This is a genomic window from Nonomuraea sp. NPDC049695 (assembly GCF_040674955.1).
Taxonomy (GTDB): Bacteria; Actinomycetota; Actinomycetes; order Streptosporangiales; family Streptosporangiaceae; genus Nonomuraea; species Nonomuraea helvata.
Map to the genome: position 1 here is coordinate 58,998 of NZ_JBFANV010000053.1, position 19,702 is coordinate 78,699.

Here is a 19,702-nt window from a genome sequence, read left to right on the forward strand (position 1 = left end):
ACGGTAGGAGCGGGCAAAGAGGTAGAGCCACCCAATATCCGTGCTTAATGATCAAGGCATTGGTCAAGTGGGCTGCCCAAACACGGGTCAGACCGATACAGTCAGGGCCATCATGAGTTCCCGTCCGGCGCCGCTGATCCCGCCACGGGTCCGTGCGGTCCTGGTGCGGGTGCCCTTTCTGGTGGCTGCTGTGCGGTTCGTCCGTCGCGGACCGCTGGCCCGTGACCGCAACCTGCTCATCACGCTGACCACGCTGGCGCTGGTCATCGGGGTCCTGGCGGCGAAGGTCTCGACCGAGTGGTTCTCGCCGTCGCTGCTCATCCTGGTCACGCTGGTCGGCGGGCTCCAGCTCCGGCTGCGCAGCCTGATCAAGCTGCTGGTGGGGGTCGGGCTCGCGCTCGGCTACATCGCGCTCACGCTGGGCGCGGGCCGCATCGGGCTGGGGCTCACGGTGACGGTCGGGTTCACCACCGTGCTCGCCCTGCTGATGGCGCGCACCAGGGGCAAGCTGGGCGTTCAGGGGCTGCGTGGCGACGCGATGCTGCTGGAGCTGCGCGACCGGCTCAAGAGGCAGGGCGAGCTGCCCCCGATGCCCAAGGACTGGGGCGCCAAGGTGGTGCTCAAGCAGGCCGGCGGGTCCTCGTTCGGCGGCGACTTCCTGGTCTCCATGCGCGACGGCAACTCCGTCGAGATCGCACTGGTCGACGTGTCCGGCAAGGGGGTCGACGCGGGCACCAGGGCGCTGCTGCTGTCGGGCACGTTCGGCGGGCTGCTGGGGTCGGTCGACGACTTCCTGCCCGCGTGCAACACGTACCTGCACCGGCAGCGGGGCGACGAGGGGTTCGTGACCGCGGTCCATCTCCGCCTCGACCTGGAGACCGGCGACTACACGATCACCTCGGCCGGGCATCCGCCGGTGGTGAAGTTCGACGCGGGCACCGGAAACTGGCAGGTCGCCTCGGCCAAGGGCGTCGTGCTCGGTGTGGTGCCCGACCTGCACTGCGAGCCCGACAGCGGCACCCTGCGCAAGGGTGACGCGCTGCTGCTGTTCACCGACGGGCTGATCGAGCAGCCGGGCCGCGACATCGACGCCGGGCTCGACCGGCTGCTCGGGGAGGCGGAGCGGCTGCTGCCCTCCGGGTTCCGCGACGGCGCGAGGGCGCTGGTGAACGCCATGTCCTCGGCGCACAACGACGACTGCGCGCTCGTGCTGATCTGGCGGCCGTAAGCTCGATGCTGTAAAAGGCGCAGAGCCGTGACAGGCGGCCCGTTCGACTACCCTGGGGCTGTCGGACCCTTCGTCCGCCCCCTGTCGTCGGCTACGGAGCGCGCATAGATGAACTGGCTCTATCTCGTGGGGATCATCGTCTTCCTGCTCGGGCTGATGTTCTCCATCGCCTTGCACGAGATCGGCCACCTGGTGCCCGCCAAGATCTTCGGTGTCAAGGTGACCCAGTACATGGTGGGCTTCGGCGCCACGGCCTGGTCGCGGCGGAAGGGCGAGACCGAGTACGGCATCAAGTGGATCCCGCTCGGCGGCTACATCCGCATGATCGGCATGCTCCCACCCCGCCCCGGCGACGACCCCACCAAGCTCAGGAGCAGCTCGACGGGGCCGTTCCAGGCCCTCATCGAGTCGGCCCGCGACGCCGCGCAGGAGGAGGTCCGCCCCGGCGACGAGGACCGGGTCTTCTACCGGAAGAAGTGGTGGCAGAAGGTCATCATCATGTCCGGCGGCCCGGCGATGAACTTCGTGCTCTCGTTCATCTTCTTCACCATCCTGCTGGTCGGCATCGGCCTGCCCACCTGGGCGCCGATCGTGTCGCCCAAGACCTACACGTGCGTGATCCCGATGTCCGAGCAGCGCGACGCGTGCAAGCCGACCGACAGACCCACCCCGGCCGCCCAGGCGGGCATGAAGCCCGGTGACCGCATGGTCTCCTTCGACGGCCAGAAGATCAACTCGTGGGACGACGCCACGCGCCTGATCCGCTCCCACGGCGCCGGCCCCGTCGCGCTCGGCATCGTCCGCGACGGCAAGCCGATGACGCTCAACGTCACGCTCATCACCCAGGACCGCCCCAGCCTTCAGGACCCGAACAAGATCGACAAGAACGTCGGCTTCCTCGGCGTCCTGCCCACCGAGGTCATGCAGCAGCAGAGCATCGGCCAGGTGCTCGGCTACATGGGCGAGCTGACGGGCCGGGTGGCGGGCTCGATCGTCAACCTGCCGCAGAAGATGGTCGGCGTCTGGCACGCGGCCTTCTCGGGCGAGAAGCGCGACCCCGAGGGCCCGGTCGGCGTCGTCGGCGCGGGCCGCATGGGCGGCGAGATCCTCGCCTCCGACCTGTCCAACGAGAAGAAGATCGCCATCTTCGTCAACCTGCTGGCCGGCTTCAACCTGGCGATCGGCATGTTCAACCTCATCCCGCTGCTGCCGCTCGACGGCGGCCACATCGCCGGCGGGCTGTGGGAGGCGGTCAAGCGGGCGTACGCGAAGATCATGCGACGGCCGGAGCCGGGTTACGTGGACATCGCGAAGGTGCTGCCGCTGACGTACGCGATCGCGTTCGTCATGATCATCATGGCCGGCCTGCTGGTCTACGCCGACCTGGTCAACCCGCTCACACTGACGGGCTGACGGCTCCGCGGACACCCCTGGAGCGGCTGCCGCGGGTAGATCGCGGGGGATAGGGTCAAGATCGTGCCCGCATCCCCCAAGCGCCGCCTCCTGGGTTTCCTCGTGCTGGCCGGCTGGCCGAGGCTGGCGACCCTTTCACTCCTCGAGCTGTCCTGGCCGTCCTCGACGAGCCGACAGCCGCGCTCGACGCGGCCAGCGAGTACGAGGTCTACCAGCGGTACGCGGAGGCGGCCCAGGCGTGGCAGCACGCCACCGGCGGTATCACCCTGCTGGTCTCACACCGCTTCGCCACCATCCGGATGGCCGACCTGATCGTCGTGCTCGACGGCGGACGGATCATCGAGTGCGGCACGCACGCCGAACTCATCGACCTCGCGGGCCGGTACGCCCGCCTGTATGACCTCCAGGCATCCGCGTACCAGTGACTCACACTCGGATATCCACGGCAACCGCATTCAGACAGCCAGAAGGGCCCTTGCACTCAGCCGACACACCCGCGGCCACCTGGGCTCATTACTTCAGTGGCACTTCGCGGCAAGCCTGGGCTGCCGTCAGCGAGGGGCGACAGGGGCCTCTCCGGGGAGGTTGATCTCGTCGGAGGTCGCTACCTGATCCGGTGCAGGCGGTTTGATGTCGGTCGGGCGGCCCCACCGCGACAGGCGGACGTCGTCGACGAGTTGATAGGGGTCCAAGTCGTCCGCGCCCAGGAAGCCGGGATACCAGGAGGAGCTGTGGCATCGGCGGACGAGCTGGTCCTGCCCTATCCAGAGCTTCCAGTTGATGCGGACTTGAGCGTACGCGCCTGTGGGTCTGCTTGTGCCGATACGGAGGTCGGGATCCACCATGGCGATCTCGCCCAGCGTGATGATCCCCTCGTGCAGGGTGGTGCGGGTGCCGTCATACACGCCGGCCGGGTGCCTGGCCTTGGTGCCGGCGAGCAGGGCCTTGAGCGTAGCGGGGTTGGTCAGCCGAATATCGCCACAGGTCAGGGTGAAGGACTGCTTGTCCTTGACGACTCCCCAGCTCTTGCCTTCCGGCAGACGCTTGCGCCAGAAGGAGGACTGCTCGTAGTACCGGTCCGGGAAGATGATGAAGTGCTCGGGGTCCTTGCCGTCCTCAGGATCGAGGAGCTCACTCGCGATGATCCCTCCGTGGGCCAGTTCGTGGACCCCCGACCTCCGTGTAGTCCGCGGCTTTCCATCCCAGGCTGTGAAGATCGTGACGCTCGAGAACGTCACCCCGTTGCCGCTCTCGAGCTGGACGCGCAGCGCGGCGACGGGGTCGAGGCGAGCCTCGGCCGGGGCCGACGGCGGGACGATCGCGGCAACGAGGGTGATCGTCAGGGCAAGCGCCCAAAGCCTCATGCGGTCGTCTCCTCGGAACGGGGCCAGGCGGAGCGATGATCGCAGGCGGACATCTCGTCCCGGTATCGACGCTTCACGCCGATAGGACAGGCTCACGTGTGGGCGGAACCCTCTGGCCTGCTCGGCCGTCGTGCCTTCCGCAGTGTGATCAAGAAGGCGAAGGGTCTCGACCCCATGTCACTCAGAAGGCCGCTCCCCGATCTGGTGAGCGGCCTTCGTGCTGGTCATGCTGGTCGGGGCGACAGGATTTGAACCTGCGACTTCTTGCTCCCAAAGCAAGCGCGCTGCCAAGCTGCGCCACGCCCCGCCTCGCCGAGTGCGCATACGCTCCGGGACTCCGGTACGCTTACGCCCTGACGACCGGATGAAGTCTAGACCAGAGTTCGACCGGTTCGCGCGGACGTAGCTCAATGGTAGAGCCCTAGTCTTCCAAACTAGCTACGCGGGTTCGATTCCCGTCGTCCGCTCCACAGGCGAAAGGCCAGGTCAGCCCCATGAGGCGACCTGGCCTTCGTGATCTCCGCTACTTCTTCCGATCTCCGGCATGATCGGCGATTCGCATCACCGTTTGCGGGCCAGCAGTTGCACGGCTTGCGACGGGTGGCCGTTCATCGTGACCACGGAGGTCCGGCGCTCTTCCAGGAGGTCGAAATCAGGCAGAAGGGCGTGCAACTCGGCTATGTCATGGTGTCGCACCACCGCGCCGTCATCGGTGGCGAACACCCCGTACGGGGTTCTGAACTGCTGGGCATAGGCGGCGTAGCGGTTCCGGTTCCGCTCGTCGTCCTGGAGCACCATGTCGCTGATGTAGAGGAGCCCGCCAGGTGCCAGGACGCGGACGAGTTCGGCGATGAGCGCCCGCTGTGCTGCGTCGTCGGGAATGCACGTCAGCACCGCGAACAGCAGCACGGCATCGAAGCTCGCCGGCGAGTACGGCAGGCTGGGCGGCGACTCCAGTACCGCGAGACGCAGGTCAGGGTGTGACTGGCGGCCACGGGCGATCAGAGCGGGCGACAGGTCCACGCCGGATATGTCGGAGAAACCGTGGCCGCTCAGCTCGGCCATGACGCGGCCGTAGCCGCAGCCGTAGTCGAGGATTCGAGCCTCCCGGCCCACGGTCGCCAGCCAGTCGAGGTTCACCGGGTGGGTGAACGTCTTCTCGGCTCCGACGGTGTCCCAGTACGCGATCTGACGACCAAGATCCTTCACAGCGGAAACCCCTCATATGCGCGTCGGCCTATACTCCGGGGAATGGTGCCAGAGACGGTCTTCGGGGTCCCCACCCGGCACGAGGGCGACCCGGAGCGGGTGGCCGTGCTCCTGCCGGGTGTCGCGTACGTGCCCGCCCGCCCCCTTCTTCACTTCGCCCGCGTGGTGCTCGCGCAGCACGGCTGGACCGTGCAGGAGGTCTGGTGGGAGCCGCCCGCGGGAGACGTCTTCGCCGAACGCGAGGCGTGGGCCGTCGAGCGGGCACGGGAGGCGGTGGCGGCCGAGAGCGCCGCTCAGGTGCTCCTGGTGGGCAAGTCGCTCGGCACGCTCGCCGCGCCCATCGCCGCCGAACGGGGCCTGCCCGCCATCTGGCTCACGCCGTTGCTCACCGTCGACTCCGTCGTCGGGGCGCTGCGGCAGAGCGAGGCTCCCACCCTCCTGGTGGGCGGGACGGCCGACAAGGTGTGGGACGGAGAAGTCGCACGGGGCCTGGGGCACCCGTACCTCGAGGTCCCGGACGCCGGCCACGGCATGGAGATCTTCGGCGACCCCGTCGCCTCGGCCCGGGTGCTCAAGGACGTGACGGAGGCCATGCACCGGTTCGTGGCGGGGCTGCGCGCGTAGGCATGCGGTGGCGACCGATCTCCCGTGGCGCCCTCGTCGAGGAACTGGCCGAGCGGGTCGCCGCGCGCCAGGGGTGGGTGCGGGTGGCGGTGGACGGTGCGCCGGCCGCGCGTCCCGGGACGCTGGCCGACGAGCTCGTCGCGCCGCTGCGGCTGCGCGGGCGGCCCGTGCTGCGGGTGTCGGCGGACGACTTCCTGCGACCCGCGTCGCTACGGCTGGAGCACGGCAGGACCGACCCGGACGCCTTCTATGAGGACTGGCTCGACGCCAAGGCGCTCACGAGGGAGGTCCTGGAGCCCCTGGACCCGGGCGGCTCCGGGCAGGTGCTGCCGCGGCTCTGGGACAGCCGTGTCGATCGGGCGTACCGGGCGCCGTACCAGGAGCTGCCCCCGGGAGGGGTGGTGATCGTCGATGGGACGCTGCTGCTGGGGCGGGGGCTGGCGTTCGAGATGACCGTGCACGTGTGGCTGTCGGCGGGGGCGCTGGAGCGCGGGTCGTCCGAGGACGAGCTGTGGCGGCTGCCCGCGTACGAGCGGTACGAGCGGGAGACGCGGCCTCAGCAGGCCGCCGACGTCGTGGTCAGGGCCGATCACCCGAGCAGGCCGGCACTTCTGGTCAACGAGAGCTGATCCTGGGTGGCCGCCGGGAAAGGCGGCCACCTGGTCAACGCGCCGTGGGGCGCTTGCCGTGGTTGGCCTTCTTCTTCTTGCGTGCCTTGCCCTTGCGTGAGCGCCTGGCCATAGCTCGCCTCCGACGATCGGCTGGAACCCAGAGCCTCTCTCGCCGCGATGACCTGCGCAAGCGCGGCACGCGAACTCACATTCCCCAACAATTCCGTGTCATAATTTGGTGGAATCTGTTGGAAGGAACGGGCGTGCTCGCACAACAGCGTCAGCAGACGATCCTCGAACGCGTGCGCAGCAACGGCGGCGTCCGGGTGGCGGACCTCGTCCGCGAGCTCGGCGTCTCCGACATGACGATCCGCCGCGACCTCGAGGTGCTGGCCGAGCGCGGGCTGCTGGAGAAGGTGCACGGCGGTGCCACGGCACTCGGCCCCGGCTCGACCGAGGAGCCGGGCTTCACCGCCAAGTCGGCCCGCCAGCAGCAGGAGAAGGAGGCCATCGCGCGGCGCGCGGCCGGCCTCGTCAGGCCGGGCACGGCTGTCGCGCTCTCAGCAGGGACCACCACGTGGGCGCTGGCTCGCCACCTGATCGGCGTCCCCGAGCTGACGGTGATCACCAACTCGATCCCCGTCGCCGAGGTCTTCCACCGCAACCCGCGATCGGACCGTACGGTCGTGCTGACCGGCGGCGTGCGTACGCCGTCCGACGCCCTGGTGGGCCCGGTGGCCGTGGCGGCGATCCGCCGCCTGCACGTGGACACGCTCTTCCTCGGCGTGCACGGGATGAGCGCACGGGCCGGGTTCACCACGCCGAACCTGCTGGAGTCGGAGACCGACAGGGAGCTGGTGGCGGCCGCCGGCAGGCTGGTCGTCCCCGCCGACCACACCAAGTGGAACACGGTCGGCATCAGCACGATCGCCGAGCTGAGCGAGGCCGACGTGGTCATCAGCGACGCGGGGCTGCCCGAGGACGCACGCACGGAGCTGGCCGAACGGGCCGGAGAACTGATCATCGCGGAGGGCTCGCCTTGAAACGCACCATCACCCACCTGGCCGACGGCCGAGAGCTGATCTACTTCGACCGGCGTGACGACGCCGACAGGAGCGCGCTCGACCGGCGGACGCTCGACCCCCGGCCGGTGGCCTCCGAGCTGCGTTACGACCCGCTGACCGAGGAGTGGATCGCGATGGCGGGGCACCGTCAGACGCGGACGTTCCAGCCGACGGGATCGGCGAGCGAGTGCCCGCTCTGCCCGTCGTCGGACACGCGGTCGTCGGAGATCCCGGCGTACGACTACGACGTGGTGGTGTTCGAGAACCGATTCCCCTCCTTCTCCGGAAATTTCGGTACCTATCAGGACGTGGGCGGGTTGAGCGAGGTCCGTCCTGGGGTGGGGAGGTGCGAGGTGGTCTGTTTCACCTCTGAGCACTCGTCCTCCTTCTCCAGGCTCTCCGACGACCAGGTCGAGCTCGTCATGGAGGCGTGGGCCGACCGTACGGCCGAGCTGTCCGGGATCGAGGGCGTGGAGCAGGTGTTCTGCTTCGAGAACCGGGGCGAGGAGATCGGCATCACACTCGCCCACCCGCACGGCCAGATCTACGCCTACCCGTACGTCACGCCCAGGACCAAGCTCCAGCTCGACGCCGCCAGGCGCTACACGAAGGGCAATCTGTTCGCCGACGTGCTGGCCGCAGAGCGGGCCGAGGGGACGCGGGTGGTGGCCGCCAACGAGCTGTGGACGGCCTTCGTGCCCGCCGCCGCGCGCTGGCCGTACGAGGTGCACATCTACCCGCACCGGCAGGTGCCCGACCTGGCCGCGCTGTCGGAGGAGGAGCGCTCGGCGTTCGCACCGCTCTACACCTCGGTGCTGCGGGCCTTCGACGGCCTGTTCGGCGTCGTGATGCCGTACATCTCGGCCTGGCATCAGGCGCCCGTGCGGCGGGACCGCGATCTCGCGTACCTGCACCTCGAGCTGTTCAGCATCAGACGGGCGCCGGGCAAGCTCAAGTTCCTGGCCGGGTCGGAGTCGGCCATGGGAGCTTTCGTGAACGACGTGCTGCCGGAGGAGGCCGCGCGTATGCTTCGATCACAAGTAGATCACTATTAGATTGCTAGTTAGGGTCGCATTACTCGTGATCTACCACTAACATCCCTTTTGCACCGGTTGTCACGACCGTTGCGCGCCTAATCCCGGGCGTGTCGCCCGGGAGCCGGGGACCCATCTAGTTCTGGGGTGAGTCCGACCACGTGTCGGTAGGGCATCTCCGCGCCCGAACCCGTCAGCTAACCCGGCCGGCAGAGGGAGAGGAACATTCCACGTGGCGGCTGCGTCCCCGGTGTCCCCCGTGACTCTTGCCATCGGTCTCATCACCGCCGCCGCCGTCGCCTTCCTCCCGGCGACCGCGGCGTCGGCGGCCCCCAAGCCGTCGGAGACCCAGCTTCGCGCCCAGCTCAAGCAGCTCAACAGCAAGGTCGACAAGCTCATCGAGACGTACAACCTCAAGCGCGTCGAGCTGGCCAAGGCGCAGCAGGCCGCCAAGGCCGCCAAGGAGCGCCTGACTGTCGCGGAGCAGACGCTGGCCGCGGCCGAGCAGCGGGTCGCCGACATCGCCAGCATGCGTTACCAGAGCCACGACCCCTCGGTGCCGGCCGTCCTGCTCTCCGCCGACGGTGGCGGCGTGGCCCTGCTGGAGCAGCTCACGGCCGAGCAGCAGGCCGTCGTGCAGGGGGTGGCCAAGGCCCGGGACGACAAGAAGAGCGCCTCCGACCAGGCCGCCGCGCTCACCGCACAGATCAGCGCGGACGCGAAGCAGGTGTCCGCGCAGCGCGATGAGGCCCAGGACGTCATCGACGACATCCAGAAGAAGCTCCAGGACCTGGTGCCGTTCGGTCCTGGCCGCAGTGCGAACGGCAGCTGGGCGCCGGAGCTCCCCACGGGGTCGGACAACATCACGGCCCGTACGCGGCTGATGAAGGGGGAGGTGGCGAAGGCCTTCAAGCTGCCGTACGAGGTGGGCTGCTTCCGCTCGGGCTCCAGCGGCGAGCACCCGCTGGGACGGGCCTGCGACTTCATGATGAGCACCGGCGGCACGACGCCCTCGGCCGCCAACAACGCCCTGGGCGACCGCATCGCGGCGTGGGCGCTGGAGAACAAGGACAAGCTCGGCGTCAAGTACGTGATCTGGAAGCAGCGCATCAACATGGGCTCGGGCTGGCGGGCCATGGCGGACCGCGGCAGTATCACCGAGAACCACTACGACCACGTGCACATCTCCATGAACTGAACTCGGTCGGGCCGCCTCCAGATAAGGTCAACCCCCATGAACGACTCTCGGACACCCCCGCCGCTCACCGGCGACGAGCGGACCGTACTGAACAACTGGCTCGAGTGGCACCGTGCCACCCTGGCCTTCAAGTGCGCCGGTCTGTCGGAGGAGCAACTGCGCCTGCGCTCCGCCCCGCCCTCGACGCTGTCCCTGCTCGGGCTGGTGAGACACCTGGCGCACGTCGAGCGCGTCTGGTTCCGTCGCGTGCTGAACGGCGAGGACATTCCCAAGCTCTGGGACAAGGACCGCGACAACGACGCCGACTTCAACGACGTGGACACCGCCTCGGTCAAGGAGGCCTTCGCGACCTGGGAGGAGGAGATCGAGCTCGCCCGCGCCATCTCGGCCGCCAAGCCGCTGGACGCCGTCGGCGACCGCAACGGGCAGGAGTGCTCGCACCGCTGGATCCTCGTGCACATGATCGAGGAGTACGCCAGGCACAACGGCCATGCCGACCTGCTACGCGAGCTCATTGACGGGGCGACCGGAGACTGACGGCCCCGACGGCGGGGCGATCCCGGCTCCGCCGTGACAACTGAATCAGGGTTCGGTGCGGAACAGGGCCCAGACGGCCTTGCCGCCGCGGGCGAGGGGGTCCCAGCCCCAGCACTGGCTGTACGTCTCGACGATGTAGAGGCCGCGCCCGTTCTCCGAGATGAAGTCCGGCTCCTTGGGGCGCGGCACCTCGTCGCTCGGGTCTGCCACGGCCAGCAGCACGTGCGGCTGTACGCGCATCAGCAGGAGCTCGATCTCGCGTCGCCCCGCCGCGTACATCGCGTAGCGGACCGCGTTGGTGACCAGCTCCGACACCACCAGTGCGGCGTCGTCGCTGAGCTCGTTCAGCCCCCAGCTCCGCAGGGTCGAGCGGGTCACGTCCCTGGCCGTCTTCACGGAGTCGGCCTGAAAGGGCAGCGGGCACGCGGTGGTGTCCGGCTTCCCGCCCATGAGCAGGCGGTCGAAGCCCACCTCTCGGGTGATCTGCAAAGCATCGGCAGTGGCCAGAGGATCCTCCACCATGCCGCCGATACCTCCCCGTTCAGCCCGAGTTAGTGCATGTTTGGCCCAATATGCACTAAGCCATCATGGGTCACGATCGCTGCAGCTGCAAGACCCAAATGCACGTGCAGTTGCATTGTGCAGCAGCAAGCGGCGTTTTGGGGCATTAGTCTCCTAATCGGACACGAGGTTGAGACCTTGTCATACCCGGCAATGTGGTGTCACTGTGTGTGCGGACCTTGATAGGAGGCAAAGTGACGCAGAACCAGCCGGGTTCCGGACCGACGGCGCTGCGCATCCTCCTGGGCTCCCAGCTGCGCAAGCTCAGGGAAGCAAAGAACGTCACTCGTGAGGAGGCCGGCCACCTCATCCGGGGCTCGGAATCCAAGATCAGCCGCATGGAGCTGGGCCGAGTGGGGTTCAAAGAACGCGACGTGGCGGACCTGCTGACCCTGTACGGGGTCGTGGACAAGCAGGCCCGCGCCGCCGTACTCGACCTGGTCGCCACCGCCAACGAGCCGGGTTGGTGGCACCGGTTCAACGATGTCCTGCCCACGTGGTTCCAGGCGTACGTCGGCCTTGAAGAGGCCGCCGCCCGGATCAGGACCTACGAAGTCCAGTTCGTGCCGGGACTCTTGCAGACCAAGGAGTACGCAAGGGCCGTCGTGACCGCCGGATCGGCGGGCATCGGGGCCGAGGAGATCTCCAGGAGGGTGGATCTCCGGCTGGAGCGCCAGCGGATGTTCGAGAGGCAGGACGGCCCCGTCTTCTGGGCGGTCATCGACGAGGCCGCGCTACGGCGGCCCATAGGCGGCGTCGAGGTGATGCGCGCTCAGATCGAACACCTCGTCGAGCTGATGCGCCAGCCCAAGATCACGATCCAGATCATGCCGTTCAGCTTCGGCGGGCACAGCGCGGAGGGCGGGGCGTTCAGCATCCTGCGCTTTCCCGACCCCGACCTGCCCGACGTCGTCTATGTCGAGCAACTCGCCAGCGCGCTGTACCTCGACAAGCGGGAGGACGTGGACCGATACACCGAGGTGATGGAGCGGCTCTGCGCCGTGAGCACCACCCCGGATGAGACGGTCGGGCTGCTGCGGACCATCGCGGACGAGTTCTGACGACGGACTGCGCATGATCGTGGACGACTTGTGGCGGTGAGGGCGTCGTTGTTGGGTATGCATCTGCCCTAGACTGGCTTTCGGCGTTGGATCCCGCCGTGGCGGAGCATGCCCCAACGCCGCTCATGTGGGCGCGGCGCGTGAGCCGAACCGATGGACGCGCCCGCGATCACTCGTAGCTTGATCAAGGAGACCATTCCGTGAAGACCGCTGTCGAGGAGCTAAGCCCGACCCGGGTCAAGCTCACTGTCGAGGTGCCGTTCGACGAGCTGCGCCCCAGCATGGATGCGGCGTACAAGAAGGTCGCGCAGCAGGTGCGCGTCCCCGGGTTCCGGCCTGGCAAGGTTCCGGCCCGCATCATCGAGCAGCGCTTCGGCCGGGCGGTGGTGCTGGAGGAGACCCTCAACGACGCGGTGCCCAAGCTGTACGGCAAGGCCGTCGACGAGGTCGACGTGTTCCCGGTCGCCCAGCCCGACATCGAGGTCACGAAGATCGACGACGGTGAGCAGATCGAGTTCACCGCCGAGGTCGACATCCGGCCCAACTTCGAGGTGCCCGACTACCAGGGCCTCGAGGTCACGGTCGACTCCGCCGAGGTCTCCGACGAGGACGTCGACAAGCAGCTCGACTCGCTGCGCCAGCGCTTCGCGACGCTGACCGGCGTCGAGCGCGCGGCCGCCAACGGCGACTTCGTCGTCATGGACCTCCGCGCCGAGATCGACGGCACGAACATCGAGGAGCAGCAGGCCAGCGAGGTCTCGTACGAGGTCGGCGCCGGCTCCGTGCTCCAGGGCCTCGACGCCGCGCTCGAGGGCATGTCCGCGGGCGAGGAGAAGAGCTTCAAGACCGAGCTGGTCGGCGGCGAGAACGCCGGCGAGGAAGCTGACGTGATCATCACCGTCAAGTCGGTCAAGGAGAAGGTCCTGCCCGAGCTGGACGACGAGTTCGCCCAGCTCGCCAGCGAGTTCGACACGCTCGACGAGCTCAAGGCCAGCATCCGCGAGCAGGCCCGCCGCAACAAGCTGATCGACCAGGTCGTCCAGTCCCGCGAGAAGGCCCTCGACACGCTGCTCGAGCAGATCGACATCCCGCTGCCGGAGAGCGCGCTCAAGGCCGAGGTCGACGCCCGCAAGCACAACCTCGACCACCAGATCGCCGAGAGCGGCCTGAGCCGCGACGCCTTCTTCCGCCTCTACCAGACGACGGAGGAGGAGCGCTTCGACGAGTTCGACAAGAACTCCGCGCGTGCGCTCAAGGTCGGCTTCGTGCTCGACAAGATCGTCAAGGCCGAGGAGCTGGGCGTCTCCGAACAGGAGCTGACCAACTTCGTGGTGCGTCGCGCCATGGAGATGGGCGTGCAGCCCAACGAGCTGGCCAAGCACCTGGCCGACAACGACCAGCTGACGCTGGCCATGGTGGAGATCGTCCGCGACAAGGCCAAGGCCGTCCTGGGCGACGCCGCCAAGGTCGTGGACACCGACGGCAACGAGGTGGACGTCAAGGCCATCTACACCGAGCTCAACGGTGAGGAGGTCGTGGAGGAGGAAGCCGCGGCCGACGAGGACAAGCAGGAGGCGTAACCCCCTCCGCCGACGGTGCGGGCCCTGAGGTCCGCGCCGTGGCGAATTGCGGTCCTGAGCCCCCGAACCAGCCGGTTCGGGGGCTTCGCCTCTTCTCGGGGGCGGAGGCGGGACTTCCGGCGTCCTGCGGCCACAGGCGCGGCTAGGCGCTCGTCCGCCTCTCCGTCTCTCCGGCGGGGATCGGCGGGCCGGCAGGCCGTACGGCGGCTTCATAGGGCTCGTAGGGCACCTGGAGCGGTTGCCTGCCGGCAACCGCTGTCACCCGGACTTCCGGGGACGGACCGGGTGAGGTCGGGCCGAAGATGGCAGGCAGAACCTTGTCCGAACCTGCGCCGTCAGCGAACAGTACGGGGGACCGGGCATGAGCTATGCGCGGCGCGCGTTAAGGTCACAAGCAAAGCCAATCGATTACGACGCATCGGAAGGTGACGCTGTGACCAGCCCGCCGACCTTCTATCAGCCTGAGTCTCGAGGCCGTGAGAACGGCTCCGCCTTCCGGCTTGAAGACCAGCTTTACCAGCGCCTGCTCCGGGAACGCATCATCGTGCTGGGTCAGGAGGTCAACGACGAGATCGCCAACCGCATCTGCGCCGAGTTGCTGCTGCTCGCGGCAGATGACCCCGACCGCGACATCTCGCTTTACATCAACTCGCCGGGCGGCTCGGTGAGTGCCGGCATGGCCATCTACGACATGATGGAGTATGTGCCGAACGACGTGTCCACGGTCGTGATGGGCATGGCCGCCTCGATGGGGCAGTTCCTGCTCACTGCGGGTGCCAGGGGCAAGCGTTACGCCCTGCCTCACGCCAGGGTCATGATGCACCAGCCGTCGGGCGGCATCGGCGGTACCGCCGCCGACATCGCCATCCAGGCCGAACAGATGCTCTACGTGAAGAAGACGCTTGCCGAGCGGATCGCTTTCCACACCGGCCAGCCGCTGGAGCAGATCGAGGCCGATTCCGACCGCGACCGCTGGTTCACGGCCGAGGAAGCCAAGGACTACGGCTTCATCGACCACGTGGTGCGCAGCGCGCGGCAGGTGCCCTCCGCGGGCCCGGTCTCCTAAGGGGGAGTAGAAGTGAACATCCAGAGCCGCTACGTTCTCCCCTCCTTCGTCGAACGCACGTCATACGGCGCGAAGGAGATGAACCCGTACAACAAGCTCTTCGAGGACCGCATCATCTTCCTCGGAGTGCAGATCGACGACGCGTCGGCCAACGATGTGATGGCCCAGTTGCTGACGCTGGAGTCGCTCGACCCCGACCGTGACATCAGCATGTACATCAACTCGCCGGGCGGTTCCTTCACCGCCATGACGGCGATCTACGACACCATGCAGTTCGTCCGGCCGGAGATCCAGACGGTCTGCCTCGGCCAGGCGGCCTCGGCCGCGGCCGTGCTGCTGGCCGGCGGCACGCCGGGCAAGCGGTTCGCGCTGCCCAACGCCCGGGTGCTGATCCACCAGCCGTCCACCGAGGGCGGTGGCCAGGGCAGCGACATCGAGATCCAGGCCCGCGAGATCCTTCGCATGCGCAATCTCCTCGAGGAGATCGTGGCGAGGCACTCGGGCAAGACCCCCGCCGAAGTCCGCAAGGACATCGAACGCGACAAAATTCTCAACGCGGACGAGGCGAAGGCGTATGGTCTGATCGATGACATCATCCCGTCCAGGAAGAAGCGAGCTCAGGCCGTAGCTTCCTGACGAGACGTGACGCGCCGGGGCGCTGCCCAATAGGGCACGTTCCGGTGCGACTCGCCGCTAGGGGGCTCACTGAGGGCCCAGAAGACGGTAACGTCGAAACCTGAGCGGTTCGGCCTAGTCCGGAGGATGTCCGGAGACACTGCTCGCGGCAGCAGGGCGGTCCCACGCAAAGGAGTATCTGGGGTGGCACGCATCGGCGACGGGGGAGACCTGCTGAAGTGCTCTTTCTGCGGAAAGAGTCAGAAGCAAGTCAAGAAGCTCATTGCCGGTCCAGGCGTCTACATCTGCGATGAGTGCATTGATCTCTGCAACGAGATCATTGAGGAGGAGCTCTCCGAGTCCTCCGAGCTCAAGTGGGACAACCTGCCCAAGCCGAGGGAGATCTACGAGTTCCTCGACGCCTACGTCATCGGTCAGGACAAGGCGAAGAAGGCCCTCTCGGTGGCGGTCTACAACCACTACAAGCGGGTGCAGTCCGGTGACCGGGGCAGAGACGACGGCCTGGAGCTGGCCAAGAGCAACATCCTGCTCCTCGGCCCGACGGGCTCGGGCAAGACACTGCTGGCACAGACCCTGGCGAAGATGCTCAACGTGCCCTTCGCCATCGCCGACGCCACCGCGCTGACCGAGGCGGGCTACGTCGGCGAGGACGTGGAGAACATCCTCCTCAAGCTCATCCAGGCCGCCGACTACGACGTCAAGAAGGCCGAGACCGGCATCATCTACATCGACGAGGTCGACAAGATCGCCCGCAAGAGCGAAAACCCGTCGATCACGCGCGACGTCTCGGGCGAGGGCGTGCAGCAGGCGCTGCTGAAGATACTGGAGGGCACCACGGCCAGCGTGCCGCCGCAGGGCGGCCGCAAGCACCCGCACCAGGAGTTCATCCAGATCGACACGACCAACGTGCTGTTCATCTGCGGCGGCGCGTTCGCGGGTCTGGAAAAGATCATCGAGTCGCGCATCGGTAAAAAGGGCATCGGCTTCAACGCCATCATCCGGTCGAAGGAAGAGGTCGACACGGCCGACATCTTCGCCGACGTGATGCCGGAGGACCTGCTGAAGTTCGGCATGATCCCCGAGTTCGTCGGGCGTCTGCCGGTCATCACCTCGGTGCACAACCTCGACCGCGAGGCGCTCATCCAGATCCTCACCGAGCCGCGCAACGCGCTGGTCAAGCAGTACCGCAAGCTGCTCGAGCTCGACGGGGTCGAGCTGGAGTTCACCGACGGCGCCCTCGAGGCCATCGCCGACCAGGCGATCCTGCGCGGCACCGGCGCCCGCGGACTGCGCGCCATCCTGGAGGAGGTGCTGCAGTCCGTCATGTACGAGGTGCCGTCGCGCCAGGACGTCGCCCGGGTGGTCATCACGCGCGAGTCCGTGCTCGAGCACGCGATCCCGACGCTCGTACCCCGCGACCAGCTCGCCGCCAAGCAGCAGCGCACGCCGCGGGAAAAGTCCGCCTGATCTTCAACCCATCGGCAAGCGCCCCGCGGAGACGATCCCTGGGGCGTTTTGCTTTCCCACCTCCTTAGAATTGGTCACCGTGACAACGCCAGAGCTGCCCACCCAGTACACCCCGGCCGACGTCGAGACCCGGAGCTATGAGCGCTGGGTATCCGAGGGCTACTTCACCGCCGACCCGGGCAGCCCGCGCGTGCCGTACAGCATCGTCCTGCCTCCGCCCAACGTGACGGGTGTCCTGCACATCGGCCACGCGCTCGACCACTCCATCCAGGACGCGCTGACGCGGCGCGCCCGCATGCAGGGGCGCGAGACCCTCTGGGTGCCCGGCATGGACCACGCCGGCATCGCCACCCAGAACGTCGTCGAGCGCGAGCTGGCCAAGCAGGGCAAGTCCCGACATGACCTCGGGCGTGAGGCGTTCGTCGAGCGGGTCTGGGAGTGGAAGGAGGAGTCCGGCGGCCGGATCCTCGGCCAGATGCGCAAGCTCGGCGACGGCGTCGACTGGTCGCGTGAGCGGTTCACGATGGACCCCGGGCTCTCGCGGGCCGTGCAGACCATCTTCAAGAAGCTGTTCGACGAGGGGCTGATCTACCGCGCCGAGCGGATCATCAACTGGTGCCCGCGCTGCCTGACCGCGCTCTCCGACATCGAGGTCGAGCACAGCGAGGACGAGGGCGAGCTGGTCTCGATCCGCTACTCCGACGAGATCGTGGTGGCCACCACGCGCGCCGAGACCATGCTCGGTGACACGGCCGTGGCCGTCCATCCTTCGGACGAGCGGTACGCGCACCTGATCGGCACGATGGTGGAGCTGCCGCTGACCGGCCGCATGATCCCCGTGGTCGCCGACGAGCACGTCGACCCGGCCTTCGGCACCGGCGCGGTCAAGGTGACCCCCGCTCACGACCCCAACGACTTCGAGATCGGGCGGCGCCATTCGCTGCCGTCGCTGACCGTCATGGACGAGCGCGGCGTCATCACCGCGCACGGCCCGTTCCAGGGGCTCGACCGCTTCGAGGCCAGGCCCGCCGTGGTGGCCGCGCTGCGCGCCGAGGGGCGGATCGTCGCGGAGAAGCGCCCCTACCTCCACTCGGTCGGCCACTGCTCGCGCTGCAAGACCGTCGTCGAGCCCAGGCTCTCGCTGCAGTGGTTCGTGAACGTCGGGCCGCTGGCCAAGGCGGCGGGCGACGCCGTTCGCGACGGCCGCACCCGCATCCACCCGCCCGAGCTGGCCAAGCGCTACTTCGACTGGGTCGACGACATGCACGACTGGTGCATCTCCCGCCAGCTCTGGTGGGGGCACCGCATCCCGGTCTGGTACGGGCCGGACGGCGAGGTCGTGTGCGTGGGCCCCGACGAGGATCCGCCCGCCGGCTACACGCAGGACCAGGACGTGCTCGACACCTGGTTCTCCTCGGCGCTGTGGCCGTTCTCGACGCTCGGCTGGCCGGACGCGACGCCAGAGCTCCAGCGCTTCTACCCGACCTCCGTGCTGGTCACCGGCTACGACATCCTGTTCTTCTGGGTTGCCAGGATGATGATGTTCGGGCTGTACGCGATGGACGGCGAGCCGCCGTTCCGCACCGTCGCGCTGCACGGCATGGTCCGCGACCAGTACGGCAAGAAGATGTCCAAGTCGTTCGGCAACGTGGTCGACCCGCTCGACTGGATCGAACGCTTCGGCGCCGACGCCACCCGCTTCACCCTGCTCCGCGGTGCCAACCCCGGTGCCGATGTCGCGGTGAGCGAGGAGTGGGCGGCCGGCTCCCGCAACTTCTGCAACAAGATCTGGAACGCCACGCGGTTCGCTCTGATGAACGGCGCGGCCGTGGGATCGCTGGAAGGAGCCGAGCTCACGGCGGCCGACCGCTGGATCCTGTCGCGGCTGCAGGCCGTGGTGGGGGCCGCGGACGCGGCCTTCGAGGAGTTCGAGTTCGCCAAGGCGTCCGATCTGCTCTACCACTTCGCGTGGGACGAGGTCTGCGACTGGTACCTGGAGCTAGCCAAGATCCAGCTCGCTGAGGGGCTCGAACACACCCGGCTGGTGCTCGGCCACGTGCTGGACGCGCTGCTGCGGCTGCTGCATCCGCTGGTGCCGTTCGTGTCCGAGGAGCTGTGGCGGGCCGTGACGGGCGGCGAGTCGATCGTCGTGGCGCCGTGGCCGGCCGTGGACGCCCGCTACACGGACGCCTCGGCCGAGGCGGAGATCGAGGCGCTGCAGGAGCTGGTGACCGAGGTCCGCAGGTTCCGCTCGGATCAGGGGCTCAAGCCCGGCCAGAAGGTGGCCGCCCGGCTCGGGCTGGCCGGCACTCCGCTGGCCGGCCAGGAGACCGCGATCCGCGCGCTGCTGCGCCTTACCGAGCCGGCGGAGTCGTTCAGCGCGACGGCCAGCTTCTCGGTGGGCGGGGTGACCGTGGAGATTGACACCGCGGGCGCCATCGACGTCCAGGCCGAGCGCAAGCGGCTGGAGAAGGATTTGGCGGCCGCGCGCAAGGAGGCCGCTCAGGTGGCAGCCAAGCTGAACAACGAGCAGTTCATGGCCAAGGCGCCGGAAGCAGTGGTGGCCAAGGTCAGGGAGCGGGCTGAGCAGGCGTCCGCGGACATCGCGCGCCTCGAGGCTCAGCTCGCCGGGCTCGGGGTTTGAACCATACGTACGCGGGGAAGGTCCATTCGTTACCTAAGATGGACCTCCGACGCCGTCGGGGCTGCTATCGTTTTCAACGTAGGGCGGCAAGCCCGACAACCCCCTCTGATGATCCCCGATCTTCGGGCCGTCCAGCCTCGCGGTTGGACAAAGCGCGAAAGTTGGAGTAAGTTAGCAGGGTTGCCTCGGAGAGAGGCGAGTCCGGAAGCTCCCGGATCGGGCGGTTTGACAAGGATCGTCCGGATCGGGTAGGATACGGTAGTGGAATGTGCGCCATGAGCGCTAGGGTCTCGCAAGGATTCTGGCGGGCATGTACGCGTCCGTTTCTTGAGAACTCAACAGTGTGTTAAAAGCCAGTGCATGAGATACACATGCATGACCCCGTCATGATTGACGGATATTGCT

The 19,702-nt window shown here is 67.8% G+C and carries 18 protein-coding genes, 2 tRNA genes and 1 riboswitch; of the genes, 16 read left to right on the top strand and 4 right to left on the bottom strand.

The window, feature by feature from the left end:
- Window positions 1–112 precede the first annotated feature (112 nt).
- From AB0J64_RS35595 to AB0J64_RS35605, 3 genes are all read left to right on the top strand, one after another.
- On the top strand, window positions 113–1,228 hold the full coding sequence (locus AB0J64_RS35595) for a PP2C family protein-serine/threonine phosphatase (protein WP_364037118.1): 1,116 nt from the start codon (window positions 113–115) through the stop codon (window positions 1,226–1,228).
- Between the two features lie 108 nt (window positions 1,229–1,336).
- Complete coding sequence (locus AB0J64_RS35600; protein ID WP_364037121.1) at window positions 1,337–2,641, top strand: M50 family metallopeptidase; 1,305 nt, start codon at window positions 1,337–1,339, stop codon at window positions 2,639–2,641.
- A 299-nt stretch (window positions 2,642–2,940) separates the two neighbouring features.
- The gene (locus AB0J64_RS35605; protein ID WP_364037124.1) at window positions 2,941–3,066 is read left to right on the top strand and encodes a hypothetical protein; all 126 of its coding nucleotides are present in this window, start codon (window positions 2,941–2,943) and stop codon (window positions 3,064–3,066) included.
- Between the two features lie 126 nt (window positions 3,067–3,192).
- Here the strand turns inward: AB0J64_RS35605 and AB0J64_RS35610 are convergent, their stop codons facing one another.
- The gene (locus AB0J64_RS35610) at window positions 3,193–4,005 is read right to left on the bottom strand and encodes a hypothetical protein (protein WP_364037127.1); all 813 of its coding nucleotides are present in this window, start codon (window positions 4,003–4,005) and stop codon (window positions 3,193–3,195) included.
- Between the two features lie 230 nt (window positions 4,006–4,235).
- Window positions 4,236–4,312 (bottom strand) — tRNA-Pro (locus AB0J64_RS35615).
- Between the two features lie 89 nt (window positions 4,313–4,401).
- Between AB0J64_RS35615 and AB0J64_RS35620 the strand changes: the two genes are divergently transcribed.
- Window positions 4,402–4,475: transfer RNA gene (locus AB0J64_RS35620), tRNA-Gly, on the top strand.
- Window positions 4,476–4,566: 91 nt separating this feature from the next.
- Here AB0J64_RS35620 and AB0J64_RS35625 read toward each other — a convergent pair.
- Entirely contained in the window at window positions 4,567–5,214 is a 648-nt protein-coding gene (locus AB0J64_RS35625; RefSeq protein WP_364037130.1) for a class I SAM-dependent methyltransferase, read from the bottom strand.
- Between the two features lie 42 nt (window positions 5,215–5,256).
- Here AB0J64_RS35625 and AB0J64_RS35630 point away from each other — a divergent pair, with 42 nt between their 5' ends.
- The 6 genes from AB0J64_RS35630 to AB0J64_RS35655 all read left to right on the top strand — a co-directional run bounded on the left by AB0J64_RS35630 (window position 5,257) and on the right by AB0J64_RS35655 (window position 10,282).
- Window positions 5,257–5,838 carry a hypothetical protein gene (locus tag AB0J64_RS35630; RefSeq protein WP_364037133.1) on the top strand — a complete coding sequence of 194 codons (582 nt, stop codon included), beginning with the start codon at window positions 5,257–5,259 and terminating at the stop codon, window positions 5,836–5,838.
- Window positions 5,839–5,840: 2 nt separating this feature from the next.
- Window positions 5,841–6,467, top strand: a complete 627-nt coding sequence (locus AB0J64_RS35635; RefSeq protein WP_364037136.1) for a uridine kinase — start codon at window positions 5,841–5,843, stop codon at window positions 6,465–6,467.
- 245 nt (window positions 6,468–6,712) lie between these two features.
- Entirely contained in the window at window positions 6,713–7,492 is a 780-nt protein-coding gene (locus AB0J64_RS35640; protein WP_344989647.1) for a DeoR/GlpR family DNA-binding transcription regulator, read from the top strand.
- On the top strand, window positions 7,489–8,568 hold the full coding sequence (galT, locus tag AB0J64_RS35645; RefSeq protein ID WP_364037139.1) for a galactose-1-phosphate uridylyltransferase: 1,080 nt from the start codon (window positions 7,489–7,491) through the stop codon (window positions 8,566–8,568). Before AB0J64_RS35640 ends, galT begins: the two co-directional genes overlap by 4 nt.
- A gap of 64 nt (window positions 8,569–8,632) precedes the next feature.
- Window positions 8,633–8,773, top strand: a riboswitch (cyclic di-AMP (ydaO/yuaA leader).
- Window positions 8,774–8,806: 33 nt separating this feature from the next.
- On the top strand, window positions 8,807–9,745 hold the full coding sequence (locus AB0J64_RS35650) for a hypothetical protein (protein ID WP_364037142.1): 939 nt from the start codon (window positions 8,807–8,809) through the stop codon (window positions 9,743–9,745).
- Window positions 9,746–9,781: 36 nt separating this feature from the next.
- A complete protein-coding gene (locus AB0J64_RS35655) occupies window positions 9,782–10,282 on the top strand; it encodes a DinB family protein (RefSeq protein WP_364037145.1) in 501 nt (166 codons plus the stop codon).
- Between the two features lie 45 nt (window positions 10,283–10,327).
- Here the strand turns inward: AB0J64_RS35655 and AB0J64_RS35660 are convergent, their stop codons facing one another.
- Entirely contained in the window at window positions 10,328–10,804 is a 477-nt protein-coding gene (locus AB0J64_RS35660; RefSeq protein WP_364037148.1) for an ATP-binding protein, read from the bottom strand.
- Between the two features lie 233 nt (window positions 10,805–11,037).
- Between AB0J64_RS35660 and AB0J64_RS35665 the strand changes: the two genes are divergently transcribed.
- From AB0J64_RS35665 to AB0J64_RS35690, 6 genes are all read left to right on the top strand, one after another.
- Window positions 11,038–11,904, top strand: a complete 867-nt coding sequence (locus AB0J64_RS35665) for a helix-turn-helix transcriptional regulator (protein ID WP_364037151.1) — start codon at window positions 11,038–11,040, stop codon at window positions 11,902–11,904.
- A 200-nt stretch (window positions 11,905–12,104) separates the two neighbouring features.
- Window positions 12,105–13,484, top strand: a complete 1,380-nt coding sequence (gene tig, locus AB0J64_RS35670; protein ID WP_364037154.1) for a trigger factor — start codon at window positions 12,105–12,107, stop codon at window positions 13,482–13,484.
- A 433-nt stretch (window positions 13,485–13,917) separates the two neighbouring features.
- Complete coding sequence (locus AB0J64_RS35675) at window positions 13,918–14,550, top strand: ATP-dependent Clp protease proteolytic subunit (RefSeq protein ID WP_364037157.1); 633 nt, start codon at window positions 13,918–13,920, stop codon at window positions 14,548–14,550.
- Window positions 14,551–14,562: 12 nt separating this feature from the next.
- Window positions 14,563–15,186 (top strand): ATP-dependent Clp protease proteolytic subunit, encoded by a 624-nt coding sequence (locus tag AB0J64_RS35680; RefSeq protein ID WP_364037160.1) that lies wholly within the window; start codon window positions 14,563–14,565, stop codon window positions 15,184–15,186.
- Window positions 15,187–15,369: 183 nt separating this feature from the next.
- Window positions 15,370–16,653: an ATP-dependent Clp protease ATP-binding subunit ClpX gene (clpX, locus tag AB0J64_RS35685; protein ID WP_138691280.1), complete on the top strand. Its 1,284-nt coding sequence runs from the start codon at window positions 15,370–15,372 to the stop codon at window positions 16,651–16,653.
- A gap of 79 nt (window positions 16,654–16,732) precedes the next feature.
- Window positions 16,733–19,297, top strand: a complete 2,565-nt coding sequence (locus AB0J64_RS35690) for a valine--tRNA ligase (RefSeq protein ID WP_364037164.1) — start codon at window positions 16,733–16,735, stop codon at window positions 19,295–19,297.
- The last annotated feature ends 405 nt before the right edge of the window (window positions 19,298–19,702 follow it).

Bases quoted from the DNA above. Each gene is read 5' to 3' on its own strand.
- AB0J64_RS35630 (WP_364037133.1), top strand. From the start codon at position 5,257: ATGGTGCCAGAGACGGTCTTCGGGGTCCCCACCCGGCACGAGGGCGAC.
- AB0J64_RS35605 (WP_364037124.1), top strand. From the start codon at position 2,941: ATGGCCGACCTGATCGTCGTGCTCGACGGCGGACGGATCATCGAGTGC.
- AB0J64_RS35660 (WP_364037148.1), bottom strand. From the start codon at position 10,804: ATGGTGGAGGATCCTCTGGCCACTGCCGATGCTTTGCAGATCACCCGA.
- AB0J64_RS35635 (WP_364037136.1), top strand. From the start codon at position 5,841: ATGCGGTGGCGACCGATCTCCCGTGGCGCCCTCGTCGAGGAACTGGCC.
- AB0J64_RS35610 (WP_364037127.1), bottom strand. From the start codon at position 4,005: ATGAGGCTTTGGGCGCTTGCCCTGACGATCACCCTCGTTGCCGCGATC.
- AB0J64_RS35655 (WP_364037145.1), top strand. From the start codon at position 9,782: ATGAACGACTCTCGGACACCCCCGCCGCTCACCGGCGACGAGCGGACC.
- AB0J64_RS35595 (WP_364037118.1), top strand. From the start codon at position 113: ATGAGTTCCCGTCCGGCGCCGCTGATCCCGCCACGGGTCCGTGCGGTC.
- AB0J64_RS35600 (WP_364037121.1), top strand. From the start codon at position 1,337: ATGAACTGGCTCTATCTCGTGGGGATCATCGTCTTCCTGCTCGGGCTG.